20 protein-coding genes are annotated in these 18,662 nt (G+C 67.6%); 16 read left to right on the top strand and 4 right to left on the bottom strand.

What is annotated here, in order from left to right:
- Positions 1–164: 164 nt before the first annotated feature.
- Positions 165–767: a DNA-3-methyladenine glycosylase I gene (locus BT264_RS28865; protein WP_072443085.1), complete on the bottom strand. Its 603-nt coding sequence runs from the start codon at positions 765–767 to the stop codon at positions 165–167.
- A gap of 142 nt (positions 768–909) precedes the next feature.
- On the opposite strand from BT264_RS28865, the gene BT264_RS28860 reads away from it, so the two are divergent.
- Positions 910–1,791, top strand: a complete 882-nt coding sequence (locus BT264_RS28860) for a glucosamine kinase nucleotide-binding domain-containing protein (RefSeq protein ID WP_072443087.1) — start codon at positions 910–912, stop codon at positions 1,789–1,791.
- Between the two features lie 126 nt (positions 1,792–1,917).
- Positions 1,918–2,742, top strand: coding sequence for a Cof-type HAD-IIB family hydrolase (locus BT264_RS28855; protein ID WP_072443089.1), 825 nt, complete (start codon positions 1,918–1,920; stop codon positions 2,740–2,742).
- A 131-nt stretch (positions 2,743–2,873) separates the two neighbouring features.
- On the opposite strand, the gene aqpZ is transcribed toward BT264_RS28855, so the two are convergent.
- Complete coding sequence (gene aqpZ / locus BT264_RS28850; protein WP_072443091.1) at positions 2,874–3,617, bottom strand: aquaporin Z; 744 nt, start codon at positions 3,615–3,617, stop codon at positions 2,874–2,876.
- Positions 3,618–3,917: 300 nt separating this feature from the next.
- On the opposite strand from aqpZ, the gene BT264_RS28845 reads away from it, so the two are divergent.
- Positions 3,918–4,214, top strand: a complete 297-nt coding sequence (locus tag BT264_RS28845) for an H-NS histone family protein (protein ID WP_006489320.1) — start codon at positions 3,918–3,920, stop codon at positions 4,212–4,214.
- Positions 4,215–4,325: 111 nt separating this feature from the next.
- On the opposite strand, the gene BT264_RS28840 is transcribed toward BT264_RS28845, so the two are convergent.
- Together BT264_RS28840 and BT264_RS40175 are read right to left on the bottom strand one after the other, a co-directional pair.
- Complete coding sequence (locus BT264_RS28840; RefSeq protein WP_072443093.1) at positions 4,326–5,390, bottom strand: glycosyltransferase family 4 protein; 1,065 nt, start codon at positions 5,388–5,390, stop codon at positions 4,326–4,328.
- 303 nt (positions 5,391–5,693) lie between these two features.
- Positions 5,694–6,059 (bottom strand): hypothetical protein, encoded by a 366-nt coding sequence (locus tag BT264_RS40175; RefSeq protein WP_256260725.1) that lies wholly within the window; start codon positions 6,057–6,059, stop codon positions 5,694–5,696.
- On the opposite strand from BT264_RS40175, the gene flhD reads away from it, so the two are divergent.
- The 13 genes from flhD to cheZ all read left to right on the top strand — a co-directional run bounded on the left by flhD (position 6,058) and on the right by cheZ (position 18,415).
- On the top strand, positions 6,058–6,378 hold the full coding sequence (flhD, locus tag BT264_RS28830; protein WP_011350590.1) for a flagellar transcriptional regulator FlhD: 321 nt from the start codon (positions 6,058–6,060) through the stop codon (positions 6,376–6,378). The two genes, BT264_RS40175 and flhD, sit on opposite strands and share 2 nt — an antisense overlap.
- Positions 6,379–6,470: 92 nt before the next feature.
- Complete coding sequence (flhC, locus tag BT264_RS28825) at positions 6,471–7,025, top strand: flagellar transcriptional regulator FlhC (RefSeq protein ID WP_011350591.1); 555 nt, start codon at positions 6,471–6,473, stop codon at positions 7,023–7,025.
- A gap of 168 nt (positions 7,026–7,193) precedes the next feature.
- Positions 7,194–8,054, top strand: coding sequence for a flagellar motor stator protein MotA (motA, locus tag BT264_RS28820; RefSeq protein WP_072443097.1), 861 nt, complete (start codon positions 7,194–7,196; stop codon positions 8,052–8,054).
- 13 nt (positions 8,055–8,067) lie between these two features.
- The gene (gene motB, locus BT264_RS28815; RefSeq protein ID WP_072443099.1) at positions 8,068–9,087 is read left to right on the top strand and encodes a flagellar motor protein MotB; all 1,020 of its coding nucleotides are present in this window, start codon (positions 8,068–8,070) and stop codon (positions 9,085–9,087) included.
- 24 nt (positions 9,088–9,111) lie between these two features.
- Complete coding sequence (locus BT264_RS28810; RefSeq protein ID WP_047899513.1) at positions 9,112–9,489, top strand: response regulator; 378 nt, start codon at positions 9,112–9,114, stop codon at positions 9,487–9,489.
- Positions 9,490–9,522: 33 nt separating this feature from the next.
- Positions 9,523–11,778, top strand: a complete 2,256-nt coding sequence (cheA, locus tag BT264_RS28805) for a chemotaxis protein CheA (protein WP_072443101.1) — start codon at positions 9,523–9,525, stop codon at positions 11,776–11,778.
- Between the two features lie 48 nt (positions 11,779–11,826).
- Positions 11,827–12,342 carry a chemotaxis protein CheW gene (gene cheW, locus BT264_RS28800; RefSeq protein ID WP_072443103.1) on the top strand — a complete coding sequence of 172 codons (516 nt, stop codon included), beginning with the start codon at positions 11,827–11,829 and terminating at the stop codon, positions 12,340–12,342.
- Positions 12,343–12,379: 37 nt separating this feature from the next.
- Positions 12,380–14,353 (top strand): methyl-accepting chemotaxis protein, encoded by a 1,974-nt coding sequence (locus BT264_RS28795; protein ID WP_072443105.1) that lies wholly within the window; start codon positions 12,380–12,382, stop codon positions 14,351–14,353.
- A gap of 3 nt (positions 14,354–14,356) precedes the next feature.
- A complete protein-coding gene (locus tag BT264_RS28790; RefSeq protein WP_072443106.1) occupies positions 14,357–15,349 on the top strand; it encodes a CheR family methyltransferase in 993 nt (330 codons plus the stop codon).
- On the top strand, positions 15,346–16,131 hold the full coding sequence (cheD, locus tag BT264_RS28785) for a chemoreceptor glutamine deamidase CheD (RefSeq protein WP_072443108.1): 786 nt from the start codon (positions 15,346–15,348) through the stop codon (positions 16,129–16,131). The genes BT264_RS28790 and cheD overlap by 4 nt, the downstream gene beginning before the upstream one ends.
- A complete protein-coding gene (locus BT264_RS28780; RefSeq protein ID WP_072443110.1) occupies positions 16,128–17,219 on the top strand; it encodes a protein-glutamate methylesterase/protein-glutamine glutaminase in 1,092 nt (363 codons plus the stop codon). The genes cheD and BT264_RS28780 overlap by 4 nt, the downstream gene beginning before the upstream one ends.
- 67 nt (positions 17,220–17,286) lie before the next feature.
- Positions 17,287–17,682 (top strand): chemotaxis response regulator CheY, encoded by a 396-nt coding sequence (gene cheY, locus BT264_RS28775; protein WP_034183905.1) that lies wholly within the window; start codon positions 17,287–17,289, stop codon positions 17,680–17,682.
- A 1-nt stretch (position 17,683) separates the two neighbouring features.
- Positions 17,684–18,415, top strand: coding sequence for a protein phosphatase CheZ (gene cheZ / locus BT264_RS28770; RefSeq protein ID WP_072443112.1), 732 nt, complete (start codon positions 17,684–17,686; stop codon positions 18,413–18,415).
- The last annotated feature ends 247 nt before the right edge of the window (positions 18,416–18,662 follow it).

Genomic DNA, 18,662 nt, shown 5'->3' with positions numbered 1-18,662 from the left:
GAAAGAGGCCGCTCCGCCGTTTTGCTTTTGGAAGCCGGGAAAGTTCGTACCGTGGTGGCAGGGATGGCAGGGACGGCGGTCGGTCATGCCGGCGCGGTCACGCGTTGGCGGGGTGACTGGACGGGGTGGAGCCGATGCAGGCTCAGGTGGATGGTTGGCGCTGGTCAGCCCGCCTTGCGCCGGCGTGCCGGCTGCTTGCCGCCGAGCGCCGCGCATTGAGCGTGGCACGGGCAGCCGGCCTCGTGATCGTTGACCATGCCGGTCGCCTGCATCAACGCATAGCAGATCGTCGAGCCGACGAACTTGCAGCCGTATGCTTTCAGCGCCTTGCTGAGCGCGTCGGACTGTTCGGTCGACGCAGGCGCGTCGCGATACGACTCCCATGCGTTCTGGACCGGCGTGTCGCCGACGAACGACCACAGGAACGCGGCGAGCGACCCGTGCTCGTCACGGATGCGCTGCACGGCGCGCGCGTTGGTTACCGCCGATTCCACCTTCGCGCGGTTGCGCACGATGCCGGGGTTCTCCAGCAGTTTCTCGATGTGCTTCGGTGTGAAGCGCGCGACGGCGTCGACGTCGAAATCGGCGAACGCTTCGCGATAGCCCGCGCGCTTGTTCAGGATCGTCGACCACGACAGCCCGGCCTGCGCGCCTTCCAGGATCAGCATTTCGAACAGGTGGCGATCGTCGTGCGACGGCACGCCCCACTCGGTATCGTGATAGTGAGCATCCGCTTCCGTCTTCACCCAGTTGCACCGCTGCGACATCGTCTGCCTCGTTTTCAGTGTCGGTTCGATCGCGCCAGCATAGCGGAAGCCCTTTTCGCGGGATAGCCGGCCGAACGGCAGATGGGCGTGCGGCGCCGATCCGGTTAAGCTTGGCGCCTGTTCGAATCAGCGGGATGGAAGCATGGCGGCATTACTTTTTGCGATCGGCATCGACGGCGGCGGCACGGGCACGCGCGCGGTGCTGGCCGACCGGCACGGGCGCGAGCTCGCGCAGGGGCGCGGCGGCCCGTCGGGGCTCGGTCTCGGCATCGAGCGCGCGTGGGCGTCGATCGGCGCGGCCTGCGCGGATGCGTTCACGCGCGCCGGTTTCGCGTTCGAGTGGTCGCAGTGCGCGCTCGGCTGCGGGCTCGCGGGCGTCAACAATGCGGCGTGGCTCGCCGCGTTCCGCGCGCAGGCGCCGCTCGGCGCGCTCGCAATCGAGAGCGACGCGTATACGACCGTCGTCGGCGCGCACGGCGGCGCGCCGGGGCTCATCGTCGCGCTGGGCACCGGCAGTATCGCGGCGGCGCTCGATGCGGGCGGCGCGTGCCGGATCGCGGGCGGCTTCGGCTTTCCGTCCGGCGACGAGGCGAGCGGCGCGTGGCTCGGCGTGCGTGCGCTCGCATATGCGCAACAGGCGCTCGACGGCCGCGTGCCGCGCGACGCGTTCGCCGACGCGCTGCTCGCGGAAACGGGCGCGCAGGATCGCGACGCGCTCGTCCAGTGGTCGTGCGATGCGAACCAGACGATCTATGCGCGGCTCGCGCCGATCGTGTTCGCGCACCGCTCGCACCCGGTCGCGGGCGCGCTGATCGCGCAGGCCGGCGAAGAGATCGGCAAGATGATCGATGCGCTCGATCCGCAGCAGGCGCTGCCGGTCGCGCTGTGCGGCGGGCTCGCGGACGCGCTCGCGCCGGCCGTGCCGGCGCGCCACGCCGCGCGGCTGCGCGCGCCGCTCGACGATTCGGCGCATGGCGCGCTGCAGCTTGCGCTGCAGGCGCTGCGGGCTGCGGAAGGCGGTTGAAGGCGGGTTGACGGCGCGCCGCAGCGGCGCCGAAGGCGGCGCCTGACCTGGAACCGTCCGGCGTGCAGCCGGGCGCGACGTTAGAATGGCCGTTCCGCAGAGCCCTGAGCGCCATTCTTCCGTCCCATGTACAAAGTCATCGCCACCGATCTCGACGGTACCCTGCTGAACAGCGACCACCAGCTCGATCCGTACACGATCGATACCGTCCGCCGGCTCGAGCGCGACGGCCTGCAGTTCGTGATCGCCACGGGGCGCCATTACGCGGACGTCGCGGGCATTCGCGACGTGCTCGGCATCCGGCCGTACCTGATCACGTCGAACGGCGCGCGCGTGCATGCGCCGGACGACACGACGATCCACGCGCAGGACATCGATCCCGCGATCGTCCGCGGTCTCGTGCAGCCGGACGTCGTCGGCACGCACGGCCGCGTGATCGTCAACCTGTTCACCGACCAGGGCTGGCTGATCGACCGCGATGCGCCGCACCTGCTCGAATTCCACCAGGATTCGGGCTTCCGGTACGACGTGATCGACATGCCCGCGCACGACGGCACGGACATCGCGAAGGTGCTGTACATCGGCGAACCGGCCGATCTGGCGATCGTCGCCGAGCAGATGCGCGTACGGTTCGGCGATGCGCTGTACGTCACGTACTCGCTGCCCGACTGTCTGGAAGTGATGACGGCGAACGTGTCGAAGGGCCGCGCGCTGCGCACGGTGCTCGCGCGGCTCGGCGTCGATACCGGCCACTGCATCGCGTTCGGCGACAACATGAACGACATCGACCTGCTCGAAACCGCCGGTCACGCGTTCATGATGAACAATGCGAATCCCGACCTGGTCGCGCGGCTGCCGCACATCCCGCGAATCGGCAACAACTTCGATGCGGGCGTCGCCCGCCACCTGCGCACGCTGTTCTCGCTCGAGGACAACGTCGCCGCTTCCTGAGCGAACGCCCCGAGCGTGCTTCCCGAGCGGCAATGAAAAACGGGCGCCAAGGGCGCCCGTCGAAATTGCCTGCCTCGATGTTCTTCGACAGCGTGAGGCTCGCTGCTCTGCTCGCGTAACCCCGTAGTGTTTTATTCGCTTGTGCGAGCCGATGCCGGCAGCAGGTCGACGGCGTCGTCGCGCCCTGCGACCAGCGGGTAGATGATCCCTGCGAGTACCGCGCCGATCAGCGGCGCCACCCAGAACAGCCAGAGCTGGCCGATCGCGTCGCCGCCGACGAACAGCGCCGGGCCGGTCGAGCGCGCCGGGTTCACCGACGTGTTGGTGACCGGAATCGAGATCAGGTGAATCAGCGTCAGGCACAGGCCGATCGCGATCGGCGCGAAGCCGGCCGGCACGCCGCGCTTGTCGGTGGCGCCGAGGATCACGAACAGGAAGAAACCCGTCATCACGACTTCGCAGATGAACGATGCCGCCAGCGAGTAATGGCCGGGCGAGCGCTCGCCGAAGCCGTTCGTCGCAAAGCCGCTGCCGACGACGTCGAAGCCCGGCTTGCCGGTCGCGATCAGGTACAGCACGAACGCGCCGAGCGTTGCGCCGACAACCTGCGCGACGATGTACGGCGCGAGATCGCGTGCCGGGAAACGCCCGGCGACCGTCAGGCCGACGCTCACCGCCGGATTCAGGTGGCAACCCGAAATGTGGCCGATTGCGAATGCCATCGTCAGCACGGTCAGGCCAAAGGCAAGTGCGACACCGGCAAAGCCGATGCCGAGGCCCGGAAAGGCGGCGGCCAGCACGGCGCTTCCGCACCCGCCGAGCACCAGCCAGAACGTGCCGAATACCTCTGCAGCGAGACGCTGAGAAAGCTTCATGTAAGGACCTCGTTCAAGTGGGTTGAAAACAACCGGACGACACGACGGATTTATTCCGTCGCCCGGAATTGGTCTGGATTATAGGAAATGAATCGGGTCCGGGAGGGTCAACGATTGTTAAATTTGAATGGCTGACGAATGCCTTTTATTAGAATAAGCCCGCATTCTCGATATAGCCGAATTGGTTAAAGATGACAGTATTTATTTCGAAGGGCAGGGCGGCAGTGCGGATGGCGTAACGGATGTTTGTGTCCCGGTCGGATTCGCCGGGGCCGCATCATCGAAAAGGGAGTCGAAAAAATGTCTCAATACGCGAAACTCAAGGCGCAGATCGCCGATCTGCAGGCCCAGGCGGACGACGTACGCCGCCAGGAAGTGGCGGCGGTGATTGCCGACGTCCAGCGAATGATTGCCGAATACGGCCTGACGGCCCAGGACCTGGGCTTCGCGGAGCGGGCGCGGCGCGGCCGCCCGCCGAAGAAGGCGCCGCTGCCCCCGAAATACCGTGATCCGAAGTCGGGTGCGACCTGGAGCGGGCGCGGCAAGCCGCCGAATTGGATCGTCGGGAAAAACCGCGATCGATTCCTGATCGAATGACTGAGAGCCAAAAAGAAAGAGCCGCATCGTCGATGCGGCTCTTTTGCTTTGCGGTTTTGCGCGCCGATTTCGGCGCGGATTTTACGGAATATTTCGGCGCGGATTTCCGCGTCAGGCGCCTGCGACCCGGCGCAATGCCGGTTGCCTGGTAGCCGTGCAAAGCGATTCGTACGTCTCGACATAACGCTGCGCCATGGCCTTCGAGCTGAAACGTGTGTCGAAACGTTCGCGGATCGCGGTGCGCGACAGGCTGTCGATCCGGTGCAATGCGCCGGCCGCGCCCTGCACGTCCTCGACGATGAAGCCGGTCACGCCGTCCTCGATCACTTCCGGCACCGAGCCGCGATTGAATGCGACGACCGGCGTGCCGCACGCCATCGCCTCGATCATCACGAGGCCGAACGGTTCCGGCCAGTCGATCGGGAACAGCAGCGCCTTCGCGCCGGACAGGAACGCGGGCTTCTGCGCTTCGTTGATCTCGCCGATGAATTCGACGTGTGCCTGGCCGAGCAGCGGCTCGATCACTTCCTTGAAGTAGTCGGCGTCGGCCTTGTCGACCTTCGCGGCGATCTTCAGCGGCAGCCCGCTTTGCGCGGCGATCCGGATCGCCGTGTCGACACGCTTTTCGGGACAGATCCGGCCGAGGAACGCGAGATATTCGGGCTTCACGCCCGGCTGCGGCGTGAGCAGCGTGTCGGGCAGCCCGTGGTACACGGTGCCGGCCCACGCGGCCTGCGGCAGCGGCTTGCGCTGGTTGTTCGAGATCGACACGACCGGCGCGTCCGGGAACGAGTCGAACACGGGCTGCAGCTCCGGCAGGTCGAGGCGGCCGTGCAGCGTCGTCACGTACGGCGTGTCGAGGCGCGACATCAGCGGGAACGGCAGGTAGTCGAGGTGAAAGTGCAGCACGTCGAATTCATGTGCGACGCGGGCGACCTGCTCGAGGAGCCGCATGTGGGGCGCCATCGAATCGCGGATCGACGGGTCGAGCCGCAGTGCGCGCGGCCAGGCCGCCTCGAGGCGGGCCGACGTGACGGAGTCGCCGCTGGCGAACAGCGTTACGTCGTGCCCGAGTTCGACGAGCGCCTCGGTGAGGTAGGACACGACACGCTCGGTGCCGCCGTAGAGTTTCGGCGGGACGGCTTCGTAAAGGGGCGCGATCTGGGCAATTCGCATGGATGTTCTCCGATGTCGATCCGTGTGGGCGCTGCGGCGCCGATGCGGATCCCCTACAAGGTTGCGGAACTCGCCGACGCACGCTGTTGGCGGTACGTGGCCGGGCCCTGGGCGGGGTGCGCGGGGCGCCGGACGGCAAGCTGCGGGGCGGGCCGGCACGGCTCGCGCCGCCGCCCATTGGAGTCCATTATCGATATCGGCCTGAGGGGTTCGAGTGTTTTTTCAAACACTTAAGGCTTGTTACACGATGAAATACGCGAAAACCCCGAGAAAAAGGGCGGGAAAACAGAAATCGAGACAGAATCAACTATTGTTGCGCCATCGTGAAAAACCACTATAATTTTTACCGATCCGATTGTCGGCGGCCTTGCCGGCAAGCCTGCCGCCATTGCGCGGCGGCCATCGGACCCATCTCGGCCGAATTCGCGCCGTCACCCGCTTTCCCGATTGCCCCCTTTCAATTCGCCTTGTCGGAAAAATTCCTACACGGTTTACAGACAAATCCTGCGCGGCATACGCCACTTCGCTGATACCGACATAAATGCCGTTTGGCCAAAATTCGCCCTGTAAGAATATAAACGAGCCGACTGAGCGCCTGGTGCGCCCTGATCGAGCAAACGTTGTCATAACACGAATGGCCAAAGCAAAGCTTTTTAACGGGGGAATCATGAGCGCTACCAGCGAAATGCTCAGTGAGATCAAAGAGGTCAACCTGTCGTACCTCCTCCTCGCGCAACGCCTGTTGCGGGAAGACAAGGCGATGGGCATGTTCCGCATGGGAATTTCCCAGGAACTGGCCGACGTGCTCGCGAACCTCACGCTCGCACAGACCGTGAAGCTCGCCGCGTCGAACCAGATGCTGTGCCGCTTCCGCTTCGACGATCACGCGTTGCTGTCGTCGCTCGCCGACAAGGGCCGTAGCGATGTCGTCGCGCATGCCCACTCGGCCATCCTGATGGCCGGGCAGCAGGTCGAAGGCGTCCGCTGATCCATCCCGCCTTGCGTTTGTCCCGGCGTGCCGCGCCGGCCGGCAGCGTATTGGCCATCCATCCGAACCACGTCAAGCGGACGGTTATCACCATGGCAAGCAAAAGCGTCGTGATCGAGGTGAAGGAAATCACCCTCGCCATCGAACTGATCGAACTGGGCGCCAGGCTGCAGTTGCTGGAGGCGGAGACGAGCCTGTCGCGGGACCGTCTGATCAAGCTGTACAAGGAACTGAAGGGCGTGTCGCCGCCGAAGGGGATGCTGCCGTTCTCGACCGACTGGTTCATGACGTGGCAGCCGAACATCCACTCGTCGCTGTTCTACAACATCTACCGGTTCATGCAGGACCACGGCCGCTGCGAGCCGATCCAGTCGATCGTGAAAGCGTACCGGCTCTATCAGGAGCACGTGAACCTGTCCGGCGACGAGGCCGCGCTGAGCCTCACACGCGCGTGGACGCTCGTGCGCTTCTTCGATTCGGGGATGCTGCAGATGACCCCGTGCACGCGCTGCGGCGGCCACTTCGTCGCGCATGCGCATGATCCGCATCAAGGTTTCGTCTGCGGCCTGTGCCAGCCGCCGTCGCGCGCGGGCAAGACCCGCAAGGCCGCCGCCGCGCGCGCCGAACTGGCCGCCGCCGCGGCCTGAGCGCCGCCGGGCGGGGCGCGAGCGGCTGCCGCGGGCCGCGCGAACCGTCTGCCGACTGCTGGTAAACACCGTCGGGCCGCCGCCGGGCGGCCGCGAAAGTTTTCCTGCCGACTGCCGTAAACCTGTTTAACGGCGATCTTCCCGCCGGTCTTTCATGAGGGACAGGCAGTGCTGATTATCGTGGGAACACTCGTGACGCTGTTGTCGGTCTTCGGCGGTTATGCGCTGGCAGGCGGGCATCTGGGCGCCTTGATCCAGCCCATCGAGATCCTGATGATCGTGGGCGCCGGCGTCGGCGCATTCATCCTCGGCAACGGTGGCAAGACCATCAAGGCCACGCTGCGCGTGCTGCCGACGCTCTTCAAGGGCTCGAAATACACGAAGGACGTCTATATGGAGCTGATGGCGCTCCTGTACGTGCTGCTCGCGAAGGCGCGCAAGGAAGGCACGCTGACGCTCGAGGCCGACATCGACGATCCGGAAAAGAGCCCGATCTTCACGCAATACCCGAAGATCCTCGCCGATCACCACATCGTCGAATTCCTGACCGACTACCTGCGCCTGATGGTGGGCGGCAACATGAACGCGTTCGAGATCGAGAGCCTGATGGACGAGGAGATCGAGACGCATCACTCGGAAGGCGAAGGCCCCGCGCACGCGCTGATGCGCGTCGGCGACGCGATGCCGGCGTTCGGCATCGTCGCGGCCGTGATGGGCGTCGTGCACACGATGGCGTCCGCGGACAAGCCGCCCGCGGTGCTCGGCGCGATGATCGCGCAGGCGCTGGTCGGCACGTTCCTCGGGATCCTGCTGTCGTACGGGCTGATCGGGCCGCTCGCGAGCCTCGCGGAGCAGCGCGTCGCCGAGTCGACCAAGATGTTCCAGTGCATCAAGGTGACGATCCTCGCGACGCTGAACGGCTATGCGCCGGCGATCGCGGTCGAGTTCGGCCGCAAGGTGCTGTTCTCGACCGAGCGGCCGTCGTTTTCCGAGCTCGAAGAGCACGTGCGCCGCGTGAAGGCGAAGTGACGCGGAGCGACCAATGAGCAAGAGCAAGGATCGCGCGATCGTCGTCAAGCGGGTGGCCCCGGCGAAGAAGGGCCATCACGGCGGCGCATGGAAGCTTGCATACGCGGACTTCATGACCGCGATGATGGCGTTTTTCCTGCTGATGTGGCTGCTGAGCTCGGTCACGCCGGTGCAGCTGAAGGGGATCGCCGAATACTTCAACACGCCGCTGAAGGCCGCGCTGTTCGGCAGCGGCGACCGCAACTCGCAGGACTCCAGCATCATCAACGGCGGCGGCCGCGACCTGTCGAGCACCGACGCCGGCACGCTGCGCCGCACCGACGGCACGACGTCGCTCGCCGAGCGCGTCGCGAAGCCGGTCGACGAGCATGCGCAAGCGCAGGCGCAGGGCGCGATCGAGCGGCTCGAGCAGGCGCGCCTGCACGACCTGCAGATCAAGCTGATGGCCGCGATCGAGGCCAACCCGACGCTGCGCCAGTTCAAGCAGCAGATCCGCATCGATTCGACGCTGATGGGGCTGCGCATCGAGATCGTCGATACGCAGAAGCGGCCGATGTTCGCGATGTCGAGCGATCACGTCGAGCCGTACATGCGCGACATCCTGCGCGAAATCGGCAAGACGCTGAACGACGTGCCGAACCGGATCATCGTCCAGGGCCACACCGACGCCGTGCCGTACGCGGGCGGCGAGGGTGGCTACAGCAACTGGGAGCTGTCGGCCGACCGTGCGAACGCGTCGCGCCGCGAGTTGATTTCCGGCGGCATGGACGAGGCGAAAGTGCTGCGCGTGCTCGGCCTCGCGTCGACGCAGAACCTGAACAAGGCCGACCCGCTCGATCCGGAGAACCGCCGGATCAGCGTGATCGTGCTGAACCGCAAATCCGAAGAAGCGCTGATGCGCGACGACGCGACGACCACGACGCTGTCGGCCGACGCGGCGGGCTCGAAGCTGCTCGCGCAGCAGCTCGCCGGCCCGGCGCCGGCCGTGCGTCCGGCGGTCGCGAGTGCCGCCGCCGCGGCGCCGAAACCCTGACGTTCCCGAGATTCCGAGACAGACATGATCCGAACCATTCTCGCCATCGACGACTCCGCGACCATGCGTGCGCTGCTGCAGGCAACGCTTGCGCAGGCCGGCTACGACGTGACGGTGGCGCCGGACGGCGAAGCCGGCTTCGACATGGCCGCGACCGCGCCGTACGACCTGGTGCTGACCGACCAGAACATGCCGCGCAAGAGCGGGCTCGAGGTGATCGCCGCGCTGCGCAAGCTGACCGCGTATGCGGACACGCCGATCCTCGTGCTGACGACCGAAGGCAGCGATGCCTTCAAGGACGCCGCGCGCGACGCGGGCGCGACCGGCTGGATCGAGAAGCCGATCGATCCGGTCGTGCTGGTCGACCTGGTCGCGACGCTGTCCGAGCCGGCTGCCTCCTGAAATGAACGCGACGAATCCAACCGGTGACCGGGCATGACTCTCGATATCACGCAGTTCTACCAGACCTTTTTCGACGAAGCGGACGAGCTGCTCGCGCAGATGGAGCAGCTTCTGCTGAACCTCGACGTCGACTCGCCCGACCCCGAAGACCTGGCCGCGATCTTCCGCGCCGCGCATTCGATCAAGGGCGGCGCGGCGACGTTCGGCTTTTCCGCGCTGACCGATACGACGCACATCCTCGAATCGCTGCTCGACCGCGCGCGCAACCATGAGTTGACGCTGACCAAGGAGATGATCGACGCGTTCCTCGAGACCAAGGACGTGTTGTCCGACCAGCTCGTCGACTACCGCGCAAGCGCCGAACCGGACGCGGCAGCCGCCGCGACGATCTGCGCAAAGCTCGAACGGTTGAAGGCCGAGAGCGGCGCGGGTGCGCCGGCGGCCGCTGCGGCCGCGCCGGTCGCCGCCGCTGCCGAACCGGCCGCACCGGCCGCGGAGCCCGCCGCCGGTGGCGATCGCGCGCCCGATCATGTGGTCGAGCAGGCCGTCGCGGCCGCGCATCCGGCGGCCGACGCGGGCGAAGACGGCCCGCACCTGAAGATCACGCTGGCGGGCGTCGACGCGAAGGACCGGGAACTGCTCAGCGAAGAACTCGGCAACCTCGGCCGGATCGTCGGCCGCGAGGAAGCGGGCGACGACCTGACGCTGTGGCTCGAATCGGACGTGCCGTCCGACGACATCGTCGCCGTGTGCTGCTTCGTGATCGACGAAAGCCAGATCCGCATCGCGCACGGCACGGCGCCGGCCGCGCCGGCTGCCGCGCAGGACGCTGCGGCACCGGCCGCCGAACCGGCCGCCGCCGCGCAACCCGCCGCGCGGGTCGAGGTATTCGCGCCGCAGGCCGCCGCGCCGCAACCGGCCGCACCGGCACCGGCACCGGCTCCCGCAACCGTCGAGCCGGCCGCGGCCGCAGCAACGCAACCGCCGCAGCAACCCCAACGGCCGCAGGCCGAACACGCGGCGCAGGCCGCCGCGCATCACGACGACAAGCGCGCGCGCCCGGCCGCCGCGGCCGCATCGGGCGCCGAAGGCAGCTCGATCCGCGTCGGCGTCGAGAAGGTCGACCAGCTGATCAACCTGGTCGGCGAGCTCGTGATCACGCAGGCGATGCTCGCGGAGACCGCGAGCGCGTTCGATCCGGCGCTGCACGACCGCCTGTTCAACGGGATGGCGCAGCTCGAGCGCAACGCGCGCGACCTGCAGGAAGCCGTGATGTCGATCCGCATGATGCCGATGGACTACGTGTTCAGCCGCTTCCCGCGGCTCGTGCGCGACCTCGCCGGCAAGCTCGGCAAGCAGGTCGAGCTCGTCACGTTCGGCCAGGCGACCGAACTCGACAAGAGCCTGATCGAACGGATCATCGATCCGCTCACGCACCTCGTGCGCAACAGCCTCGACCACGGGATCGAGACGGTCGACAAGCGCGTCGCCGCCGGCAAGGACGCGGTCGGCCAGCTCGTGCTGTCGGCCGCGCATCACGGCGGCAACATCGTGATCGAGGTCAGCGACGACGGCGCGGGCCTGAACCGCGAGCGGATCCTCGCGAAGGCCGCGAAGCAGGGCATGCAGGTGTCCGACAACATCAGCGACGAAGAGGTGTGGAACCTGATCTTCGCGCCGGGCTTCTCGACCGCCGAGACGGTGACCGACGTGTCGGGCCGCGGCGTCGGGATGGACGTCGTGAAGCGCAACATCCAGTCGATGGGCGGCCACGTCGAGATCTCGTCGCAGGCCGGCCGCGGCACGACCACGCGGATCGTGCTGCCGCTGACGCTCGCGATCCTCGACGGGATGTCGGTGAAGGTCGGCAGCGAGATCTTCATCCTGCCGCTGAACTTCGTGATGGAGTCGCTGCAGCCGTCGATCGACGACATCTACACGGTCGGCAACGGCGAGCGCGTGGTGCGCGTGCGCGGCGAATACCTGCCGCTGGTCGCGCTGCACGAGGTGTTTTCGGTCGAGGACGCCCGCACCGACCCGACGCAGGGGATCGTCACGATCATGCAAACCGAGGGGCGCCGCTTCGCGATGCTGATCGACGAGCTGGTCGGCCAGCAGCAGGTGGTCGTGAAGAACCTTGAAACCAATTATCGCAAGGTGCACGGCATCTCGGCGGCGACCATCCTCGGCGACGGCAGCGTCGCGCTGATCGTCGACGTCGCGGCGCTGAACCGAGAAACCCGTGCGACGCACGGCGCCCGAGCCGGCGCCGAGCTCGCGATGTTCTGACTCTCGCCATTCAACCGATTGGGGGCAAACGTGTCTGCTGAAGTCCAAATGATCAATCCGGCCGCGGCGAACGCGGCGACGAGCCGCCGCGACGCGGCGCAAGGCGACGCGACGGGCCAGGAATTCCTCGTGTTCACGCTCGGCGACGAGGAATACGGGATCGACATCCTGAAGGTGCAGGAAATCCGAGGCTACGACAGCGTCACGCGCATCGCGAACGCGCCGGACTTCATCAAGGGCGTGATCAACCTGCGCGGGATCATCGTGCCGATCGTCGACATGCGGATCAAGTTCCATCTCGGCCGCGTCGAGTACGACCATCAGACCGTCGTGATCATCCTGAACGTCGCGCATCGCGTGGTCGGGATGGTGGTCGACGGCGTGTCGGACGTGCTGACGCTGCAGACCGACCAGATCATGCCGGCGCCGGAATTCGGCGCGACGCTGACGACCGAGTACCTGACGGGCCTCGGCACGGTCGACGGCCGGATGCTGATCCTGATGGATATCGAGAAGCTGATGTCGAGCCGTGAAATGGCGCTGATCGAGACACTCGGCGGGTAAGCGCGCCGCGCGCGCAGGAATTTCGGGAGAATCTGCAATGTTGCATAACTGGTCGATCCGCACGACGCTCACGGCGGTCGGACTCATCCTCGTGTGCCTGGCCGCCGCGGTCGGCGGGCTCGGCCTCTACGCGCTCGATCACGCGAGCCGCTCGCTCGACGAGATCGCGCACGTCGACCTGCCGGCGATCCACACGCTCGACGACACGGCCGCGCACCTGCTGCGTGCGCGTGTCGCGCTCGATCGTTTCCGTACGCTGACCGAAGCCGGCAATGCGGCCGACGCGACGAAGGTGCTCGACCGCGCGCAGGAGCTGTTTGCGAAGTCGAACCAGAACTGGCAGGCGTTCCAATCGTTGCCGAAGCTCGGCGTCGAGCAGACGCTCGTCGACGAGCTCACCGCACGCTACACGACGATCGTGAAGGAAGGCGTCGAGCCCGAATTTACCGCGGCGCGCGCGGGCGACATGGCGGCGTACCACGCGATTGCCGACACGAAGATCAGCCCGATGTTCGTCGCGTTCGACCAGACGGCGGCAGCCGTGATCGTATCGCTGCAGAAGCACGCGGAAGAGCGCCAGGCCACGACGCAGTCGCAGATCTCGCTGATGGTCGCGCTGATCGCGGCCGGCATCGCGGTCGCGTTCGTCGTCGTGATCGCGATCCGCTTCGCGATGCGCGGGCTGATCGTGAAGCCGCTCGAGGACGCGATCGCGCACTTCGAGCGGATCGCCGGCGGCGACCTCACGCAGCCGGTGAACGTGTCCAGCACGAACGAGATGGGCCGCCTGTTCGGCGGCATCAAGCGGATGCAGGACGCCGTCACGACGATGGTGCAGTCCGTGCATCGCGGCACCGAATCGATCGACGTCGGCGCGCGCGAGATCGCGACCGGCAACATCGACCTGTCGCAGCGCACCGAGGAGCAGGCCGCGTCGCTGCAGGAAACCGCGTCGAGCATGGAGCAGCTGACGGGCACCGTGCGGCAGAACGCGGAGAACGCGCGGCAGGCGAGCCAGCTCGCGGTGAACGCATCGGACATCGCGACGCAGGGCGGCGAGGTGGTCGGCCAGGTCGTATCGACGATGCAGGACATCGCGGCGAGCTCGGGCAAGGTCGTCGACATCATCGGCACGATCGAAGGCATCGCGTTCCAGACCAACATCCTCGCGCTGAACGCGGCGGTCGAAGCCGCGCGTGCGGGCGAGCAGGGCCGCGGCTTCGCGGTGGTCGCGGGCGAGGTGCGCTCGCTCGCGCAGCGCAGCGCGAGCGCCGCGAAGGAAATCAAGCAGCTGATCGGCGATTCGGCCGAGAAGGTCGACAGCGGGTCGGCGCTCGTCGCGCGCGCGGGCTCGACGATGGACGAGATCGTGCAGGCCGTGCGCCGCGTGACCGACATCATGGGCGAGATCAGCGCCGCGTCGGAAGAGCAGTCGACCGGCATCGAGCAGGTCAACCGTGCGGTCAGCCAGATGGATTCGGTCACGCAGCAGAACGCGGCGCTCGTCGAGCAGGCAGCGGCCGCTGCCGCGTCGCTCGAGGAGCAGACGCGCCAGATGAAGGCGATCGTGTCGGGCTGGCGCGTGACGGGCGGCATCGTGCTCGCGCCGGCGCGCGGCGTCGCGCGGCCGGTCGCGCATGGATCGGCGGCCGTGCCGGCACTGCCGTCGGAGCCGCGTCGCGACGCCGCGCCGGTCGCCGCGCTGCCGGCGCCGCAGGCTGCGGCACAACCGGCACGGCGCGCCGCGTCGGCGTCGCATGCGGCCACGTCGGCGGCGGCGGGCGCAAGCCAACCGAAGCGCGCGGCGGACCCCGATGCGCGTACGCAGAAGGAAGCACCTACGTCCCGCGGCGCCGCTGCAGGCGGCTACGGGCCGCGTCTCGCGAAGTCGGCCGCCGCCCCGGCGGACAAGCCGGCCGCGAAGCCCGCGCTCGTGCGCCCCGCGCTGAACGGCGAGAAGCCGGCGCTGGCCGCGGCCGGCACGTCCGACGACGACTGGGAGACCTTCTAAGCCATGCCGAACGCGCGCGCGCCGTTTCGACCCGATGCACCGGATGCCTCGCCTCGCGCGGGCGAGCCGGGGCGCGACTTCGCGTTCACCGGCGCGGATTTCGCCCGCATCCGCGCGCTGATCCACCAACGCGCGGGGATCTCGCTGTCCGAGCACAAGCGCGACATGGCGTACAGCCGTCTCGCGCGGCGGCTGCGCGCGCGCGGCCTCGACACGTTCCGCGACTACCTCGACCTGCTCGAGCAGGAAGACGATCCGCTCGAGTGGGAAGCGTTCACCAACGCGCTGACGACCAACCTGACCGCGTTCTTCCGCGAGTCGCATCACTTCCCGATCCTGTCGGCGTTCGTGAAGGGGCGGCCGGCGCCCGTGTCGGTATGGTGCTCGGCGGCGTCGACCGGCGAGGAGCCGTACTCGATCGCGATCACGCTGATCGAGGCGCTCGGCGAATCGGCGGCGCGCGGCGCGTCGATCCTCGCGACCGATCTCGACACGCAGGTGCTCGCGAAGGCGGAAGCCGGCATCTATACGTACGACCAGGTCAAGCACCTGTCGCCCGAGCGGCTGAAGCGCTTTTTCCTGAAGGGCACGGGCGCGCAGGCCGGCCGCGTGAAGGTGCGCCCCGAGCTGCGCGCGATGATCCGCTTCGAGCAGCTGAACCTGACCGATGCGGACTACGGGATCGCGAAGCCGTTCGACGCGATCTTCTGCCGCAACGTGATGATCTATTTCGACAAGCCGACGCAAGGGCAGGTGCTGTCGCGTTTCGAGCCGCTCGTGAAGCCGGGCGGGCTGCTGTTCGCCGGCCATTCGGAAAACTTCACGTACGTCACGCAGGCGTTCCGCCTGCGCGGGCAGACGGTGTACGAACTGACTCGCGACGCCGCGCAGGGTGCGCGGCCGCGTGGCGCGCAGGCGCCTGCGGCGCCCGCCATGCCGTCGCGCGTGCCCGCGCGGGCCGCGGACGCCGCGCCCGCCTATGGAGATCGCGGATGAGCGCGCTGCCGATCGCGACCAATCGCTATTTCGACAACCACTTCGGCCGTCCCGGCGTGAAGCTGTTGCCGAACGAGTTCTACACGACGTCCGAGGACATGGTGCTGATGACCGTGCTCGGCTCGTGCGTCGCCGCGTGCCTGCACGACCCGTACGCGGGCATCGGCGGGATGAACCACTTCATGTTGCCCGACGACGGCACCGATCCGGGCGCGGCCGCGTCGGAATCGATGCGCTACGGCGCGTACGCGATGGAAGTGCTGATCAACGAGCTGATCAAGGCCGGCGGGCGCCGCGAGCGCATCGAGGCGAAGGTATTCGGCGGCGCGGCCGTGCTGGCCGGGATGACGACCATCAACATCGGCGATCGCAACGCGGATTTCGTGCGCCGCTACCTCGCGCTCGAACGCATCCGCATCACGGCGGAAGACCTGCAGGGCGTGCACCCGCGCAAGGTCGCGTTCATGCCGCACACGGGGCGCGCGATGGTGAAGAAGCTGCGGCTGCAGGTGCCGGGCGTCACCGAGCGCGAAGCCGCGCTCGCGCGCGAGGCCGAGCGCGCCGCACGGTCGCGCGCGCACGTCGAGCTGTTCGCGGCGAAGCGGCCGGCCGCACCGCAGCCGGCGCGCCCGCGCATCGAGCTGTTCGGCGCGCGCGGCGCGAGCCCGGGCGGTACCGGCGCGGGCAGTGCCGCCGGCGTGCGGGCGGCGAACCCGTATGCCGGGAGCCCGGGCGCCGGAAGCGCGTACGCGGGGAACCTATCGAAAAAGCAGGAGGCATGACCGCAGTGCAGAAGATCAAAGTATTGTGCGTCGACGATTCGGCGCTGATCCGCAGCCTGATGACGGAGATCATCAACAGCCAGCCCGACATGGAGGTGTGCGCGACCGCGCCCGATCCGCTCGTCGCGCGCGATCTCATCAAGCAGCACAACCCCGACGTGCTCACGCTCGACGTCGAAATGCCGCGCATGGACGGGCTCGACTTCCTCGAGAAGCTGATGCGCCTGCGGCCGATGCCGGTCGTGATGGTGTCGTCGCTGACCGAGCGCGGCTCGGAGATCACGCTGCGCGCGCTCGAACTCGGCGCGGTGGATTTCGTCACGAAGCCGCGCGTCGGGATTCGCGACGGGATGCTCGACTACGCGGAAAAGCTCGCCGACAAGATCCGCGCGGCGTCGCGCGCACGCGTGCGCCAGGCGCCGCAGCCGCAGGCCGCCGCGCGCACGGCGGACAGCCAGCCGGCCGCGCCGATGATCAACAACCCGCTCGTCAGTACCGAGAAGCTGATCATCATCGGCGCGTCGACGGGCGGCACCGAGGCGATCCGCGAGGTGCTGACGCCGCTGCCGCCGGATGCGCCGGCCGTGCTGATCGCGCAGCACATGCCGCCCGGCTTCACGAAATCGTTCGCGCAGCGGCTGAACGGCCTGTGCCGGATCGCGGTGAAGGAAGCCGAGCACGGCGAGCGCGTGCTGCCGGGCCACGCGTACATCGCGCCGGGCCATGCGCACCTGCTGCTCGCGAGAAGCGGCGCGAACTACATCGCGCAACTGTCGGACGAGCCGCCGGTGAACCGTCACCGCCCGTCGGTCGACGTGCTGTTCCGCTCGGCGGCGACGCACGCGGGCAAGAACGCGATCGGCGTGATCCTCACCGGGATGGGCCGCGACGGCGCGGCCGGCCTGCTGGAAATGAAACGCGCGGGCGCTTACACGTTCGCGCAGGATGAAGCGAGTTGTATCGTGTTCGGGATGCCGCGCGAGGCGATCGCGCTCGGCGGTGCGGACGAGGTTGTGCCGCTCGCCGACATGAGCCGCCGCGTGATGGCGCGACTGGCGACGATGGGCGACCGCGTGCAGCGCGTGTGAATGGAATGTCACCGGGCGCGTGCCACGATACGCGTCCCGACGGAAACGAATCTGGAAAGGAACGACGATGGACAAGAGCATGAAAATCCTGGTGGTGGACGATTTCCCGACGATGCGCCGGATCGTCCGCAACCTGCTCAAGGAACTGGGCTACACGAACGTCGACGAAGCGGAGGACGGTGCGGCCGGTCTCGCGCGGCTGCGCGGCGGCGGCTTCGAATTCGTGATCTCGGACTGGAACATGCCGAACCTCGACGGCCTCGCGATGCTGAAGGAAATCCGCGCGGACGCGACGCTCACGCACCTGCCGGTGCTGATGGTCACGGCCGAGTCGAAGAAGGAGAACATCATCGCGGCCGCGCAGGCGGGCGCGAGCGGCTACGTCGTGAAACCGTTCACGGCCGCGACGCTCGACGAGAAGCTGAACAAGATCATCGACAAGATGGCGAAGACCGGGAGCTGACGTGAACGAGCCGATCCATGCGGCGCTCGCCGGCGCGGGGTTCAGCGCCGACAGCCACCCCGAAGGCGCCGATCTCGCGAGCGACCGGATCCTGGCGCGCATCGGCCAGGTCACGCGTGCGCTGCGCGATTCGATGCGCGAGCTCGGGCTCGACAAGCATGTCGAGCGCGCGGCGGAAGCCGTGCCCGATGCGCGCGACCGGCTGCGCTACGTCGCGACGATGACCGAGCAGGCCGCCGTGCGCGTGCTGAATGCGATCGAGATCGCGAAGCCCATGCAGGAGCGCATCCAGAACGAGGCCGAGGCGCTCGACATGCGCTGGGCGCAGTGGTATGCGGCGCCGATCGAGCACGCGGAAGTGCGCGAGCTGATGGACGACACGCGCACGTTCCTGCGCACGTTGCCCGAGTCGGCGTCGGCGACCAGCGCGCAGCTGCTCGAGATCATGCTCGCGCAGGATTTCCAGGATCTGACCGGGCAGGTGATCAAGAAGATCATGGACATGGTCTACCTGATCGAGCAGCAGCTCCTTACCGTGCTCGTCGAGAACATCGCGCCCGAGCGGCGCGAGCAGTTCGCGGCCACCGCGGCCGCGCTGGCGGCCGAGCAAATGAGCGCGACCGGCAGCCCGGAGTCGCTGCTGAACGGCCCGCAGATCGCGCCGGAAGGCAAATCCGACGTGGTCCAGGACCAGGGGCAGGTCGACGACCTGCTCGCGAGCCTGGGCTTCTGATCTTGCTGCAGTGCATCGGCGCGCCCCGTTTCGCGGGGCCGCCCGATGCGCGCGTCACGCCGTTCCCGCCACGTTTTCCCACGCTCGCCGCGCACGCGCGCGCTGTTCGGGCTGCGTCGAATTGACACTTAGACACACTCAGCAGGCATACTACGCGTCAGCAGTAATGGAGCGTCATTCGTACGAATTCATATGTTGACCGGTGGCGCGGGCACGATGGCCGCGCCGCCGGCAACGAAGCCAGTCC

Origin of the sequence: Burkholderia sp. NFPP32 (assembly GCF_900119325.1) — a bacterium.
In the GTDB taxonomy this organism is placed as follows: domain Bacteria; phylum Pseudomonadota; class Gammaproteobacteria; order Burkholderiales; family Burkholderiaceae; genus Burkholderia; species Burkholderia pyrrocinia_C.
Note: the sequence above shows the minus strand (reverse complement) of the source record. Positions and strands in the feature narration are given on the sequence as shown.

Excerpts from the sequence above, each read along its gene's own strand:
- BT264_RS28865 (WP_072443085.1), bottom strand. The coding sequence starts at position 767 with ATGTCGCAGCGGTGCAACTGGGTGAAGACGGAAGCGGATGCTCACTAT.
- BT264_RS28860 (WP_072443087.1), top strand. The coding sequence starts at position 910 with ATGGCGGCATTACTTTTTGCGATCGGCATCGACGGCGGCGGCACGGGC.
- BT264_RS28855 (WP_072443089.1), top strand. The coding sequence starts at position 1,918 with ATGTACAAAGTCATCGCCACCGATCTCGACGGTACCCTGCTGAACAGC.
- aqpZ (WP_072443091.1), bottom strand. The coding sequence starts at position 3,617 with ATGAAGCTTTCTCAGCGTCTCGCTGCAGAGGTATTCGGCACGTTCTGG.
- BT264_RS28845 (WP_006489320.1), top strand. The coding sequence starts at position 3,918 with ATGTCTCAATACGCGAAACTCAAGGCGCAGATCGCCGATCTGCAGGCC.
- BT264_RS28840 (WP_072443093.1), bottom strand. The coding sequence starts at position 5,390 with ATGCGAATTGCCCAGATCGCGCCCCTTTACGAAGCCGTCCCGCCGAAA.
- flhD (WP_011350590.1), top strand. The coding sequence starts at position 6,058 with ATGAGCGCTACCAGCGAAATGCTCAGTGAGATCAAAGAGGTCAACCTG.
- BT264_RS40175 (WP_256260725.1), bottom strand. The coding sequence starts at position 6,059 with ATGATTCCCCCGTTAAAAAGCTTTGCTTTGGCCATTCGTGTTATGACA.
- flhC (WP_011350591.1), top strand. The coding sequence starts at position 6,471 with ATGGCAAGCAAAAGCGTCGTGATCGAGGTGAAGGAAATCACCCTCGCC.
- motB (WP_072443099.1), top strand. The coding sequence starts at position 8,068 with ATGAGCAAGAGCAAGGATCGCGCGATCGTCGTCAAGCGGGTGGCCCCG.
- BT264_RS28810 (WP_047899513.1), top strand. The coding sequence starts at position 9,112 with ATGATCCGAACCATTCTCGCCATCGACGACTCCGCGACCATGCGTGCG.
- cheA (WP_072443101.1), top strand. The coding sequence starts at position 9,523 with ATGACTCTCGATATCACGCAGTTCTACCAGACCTTTTTCGACGAAGCG.
- cheW (WP_072443103.1), top strand. The coding sequence starts at position 11,827 with ATGATCAATCCGGCCGCGGCGAACGCGGCGACGAGCCGCCGCGACGCG.
- BT264_RS28795 (WP_072443105.1), top strand. The coding sequence starts at position 12,380 with ATGTTGCATAACTGGTCGATCCGCACGACGCTCACGGCGGTCGGACTC.
- BT264_RS28790 (WP_072443106.1), top strand. The coding sequence starts at position 14,357 with ATGCCGAACGCGCGCGCGCCGTTTCGACCCGATGCACCGGATGCCTCG.
- cheD (WP_072443108.1), top strand. The coding sequence starts at position 15,346 with ATGAGCGCGCTGCCGATCGCGACCAATCGCTATTTCGACAACCACTTC.
- BT264_RS28780 (WP_072443110.1), top strand. The coding sequence starts at position 16,128 with ATGACCGCAGTGCAGAAGATCAAAGTATTGTGCGTCGACGATTCGGCG.
- cheY (WP_034183905.1), top strand. The coding sequence starts at position 17,287 with ATGGACAAGAGCATGAAAATCCTGGTGGTGGACGATTTCCCGACGATG.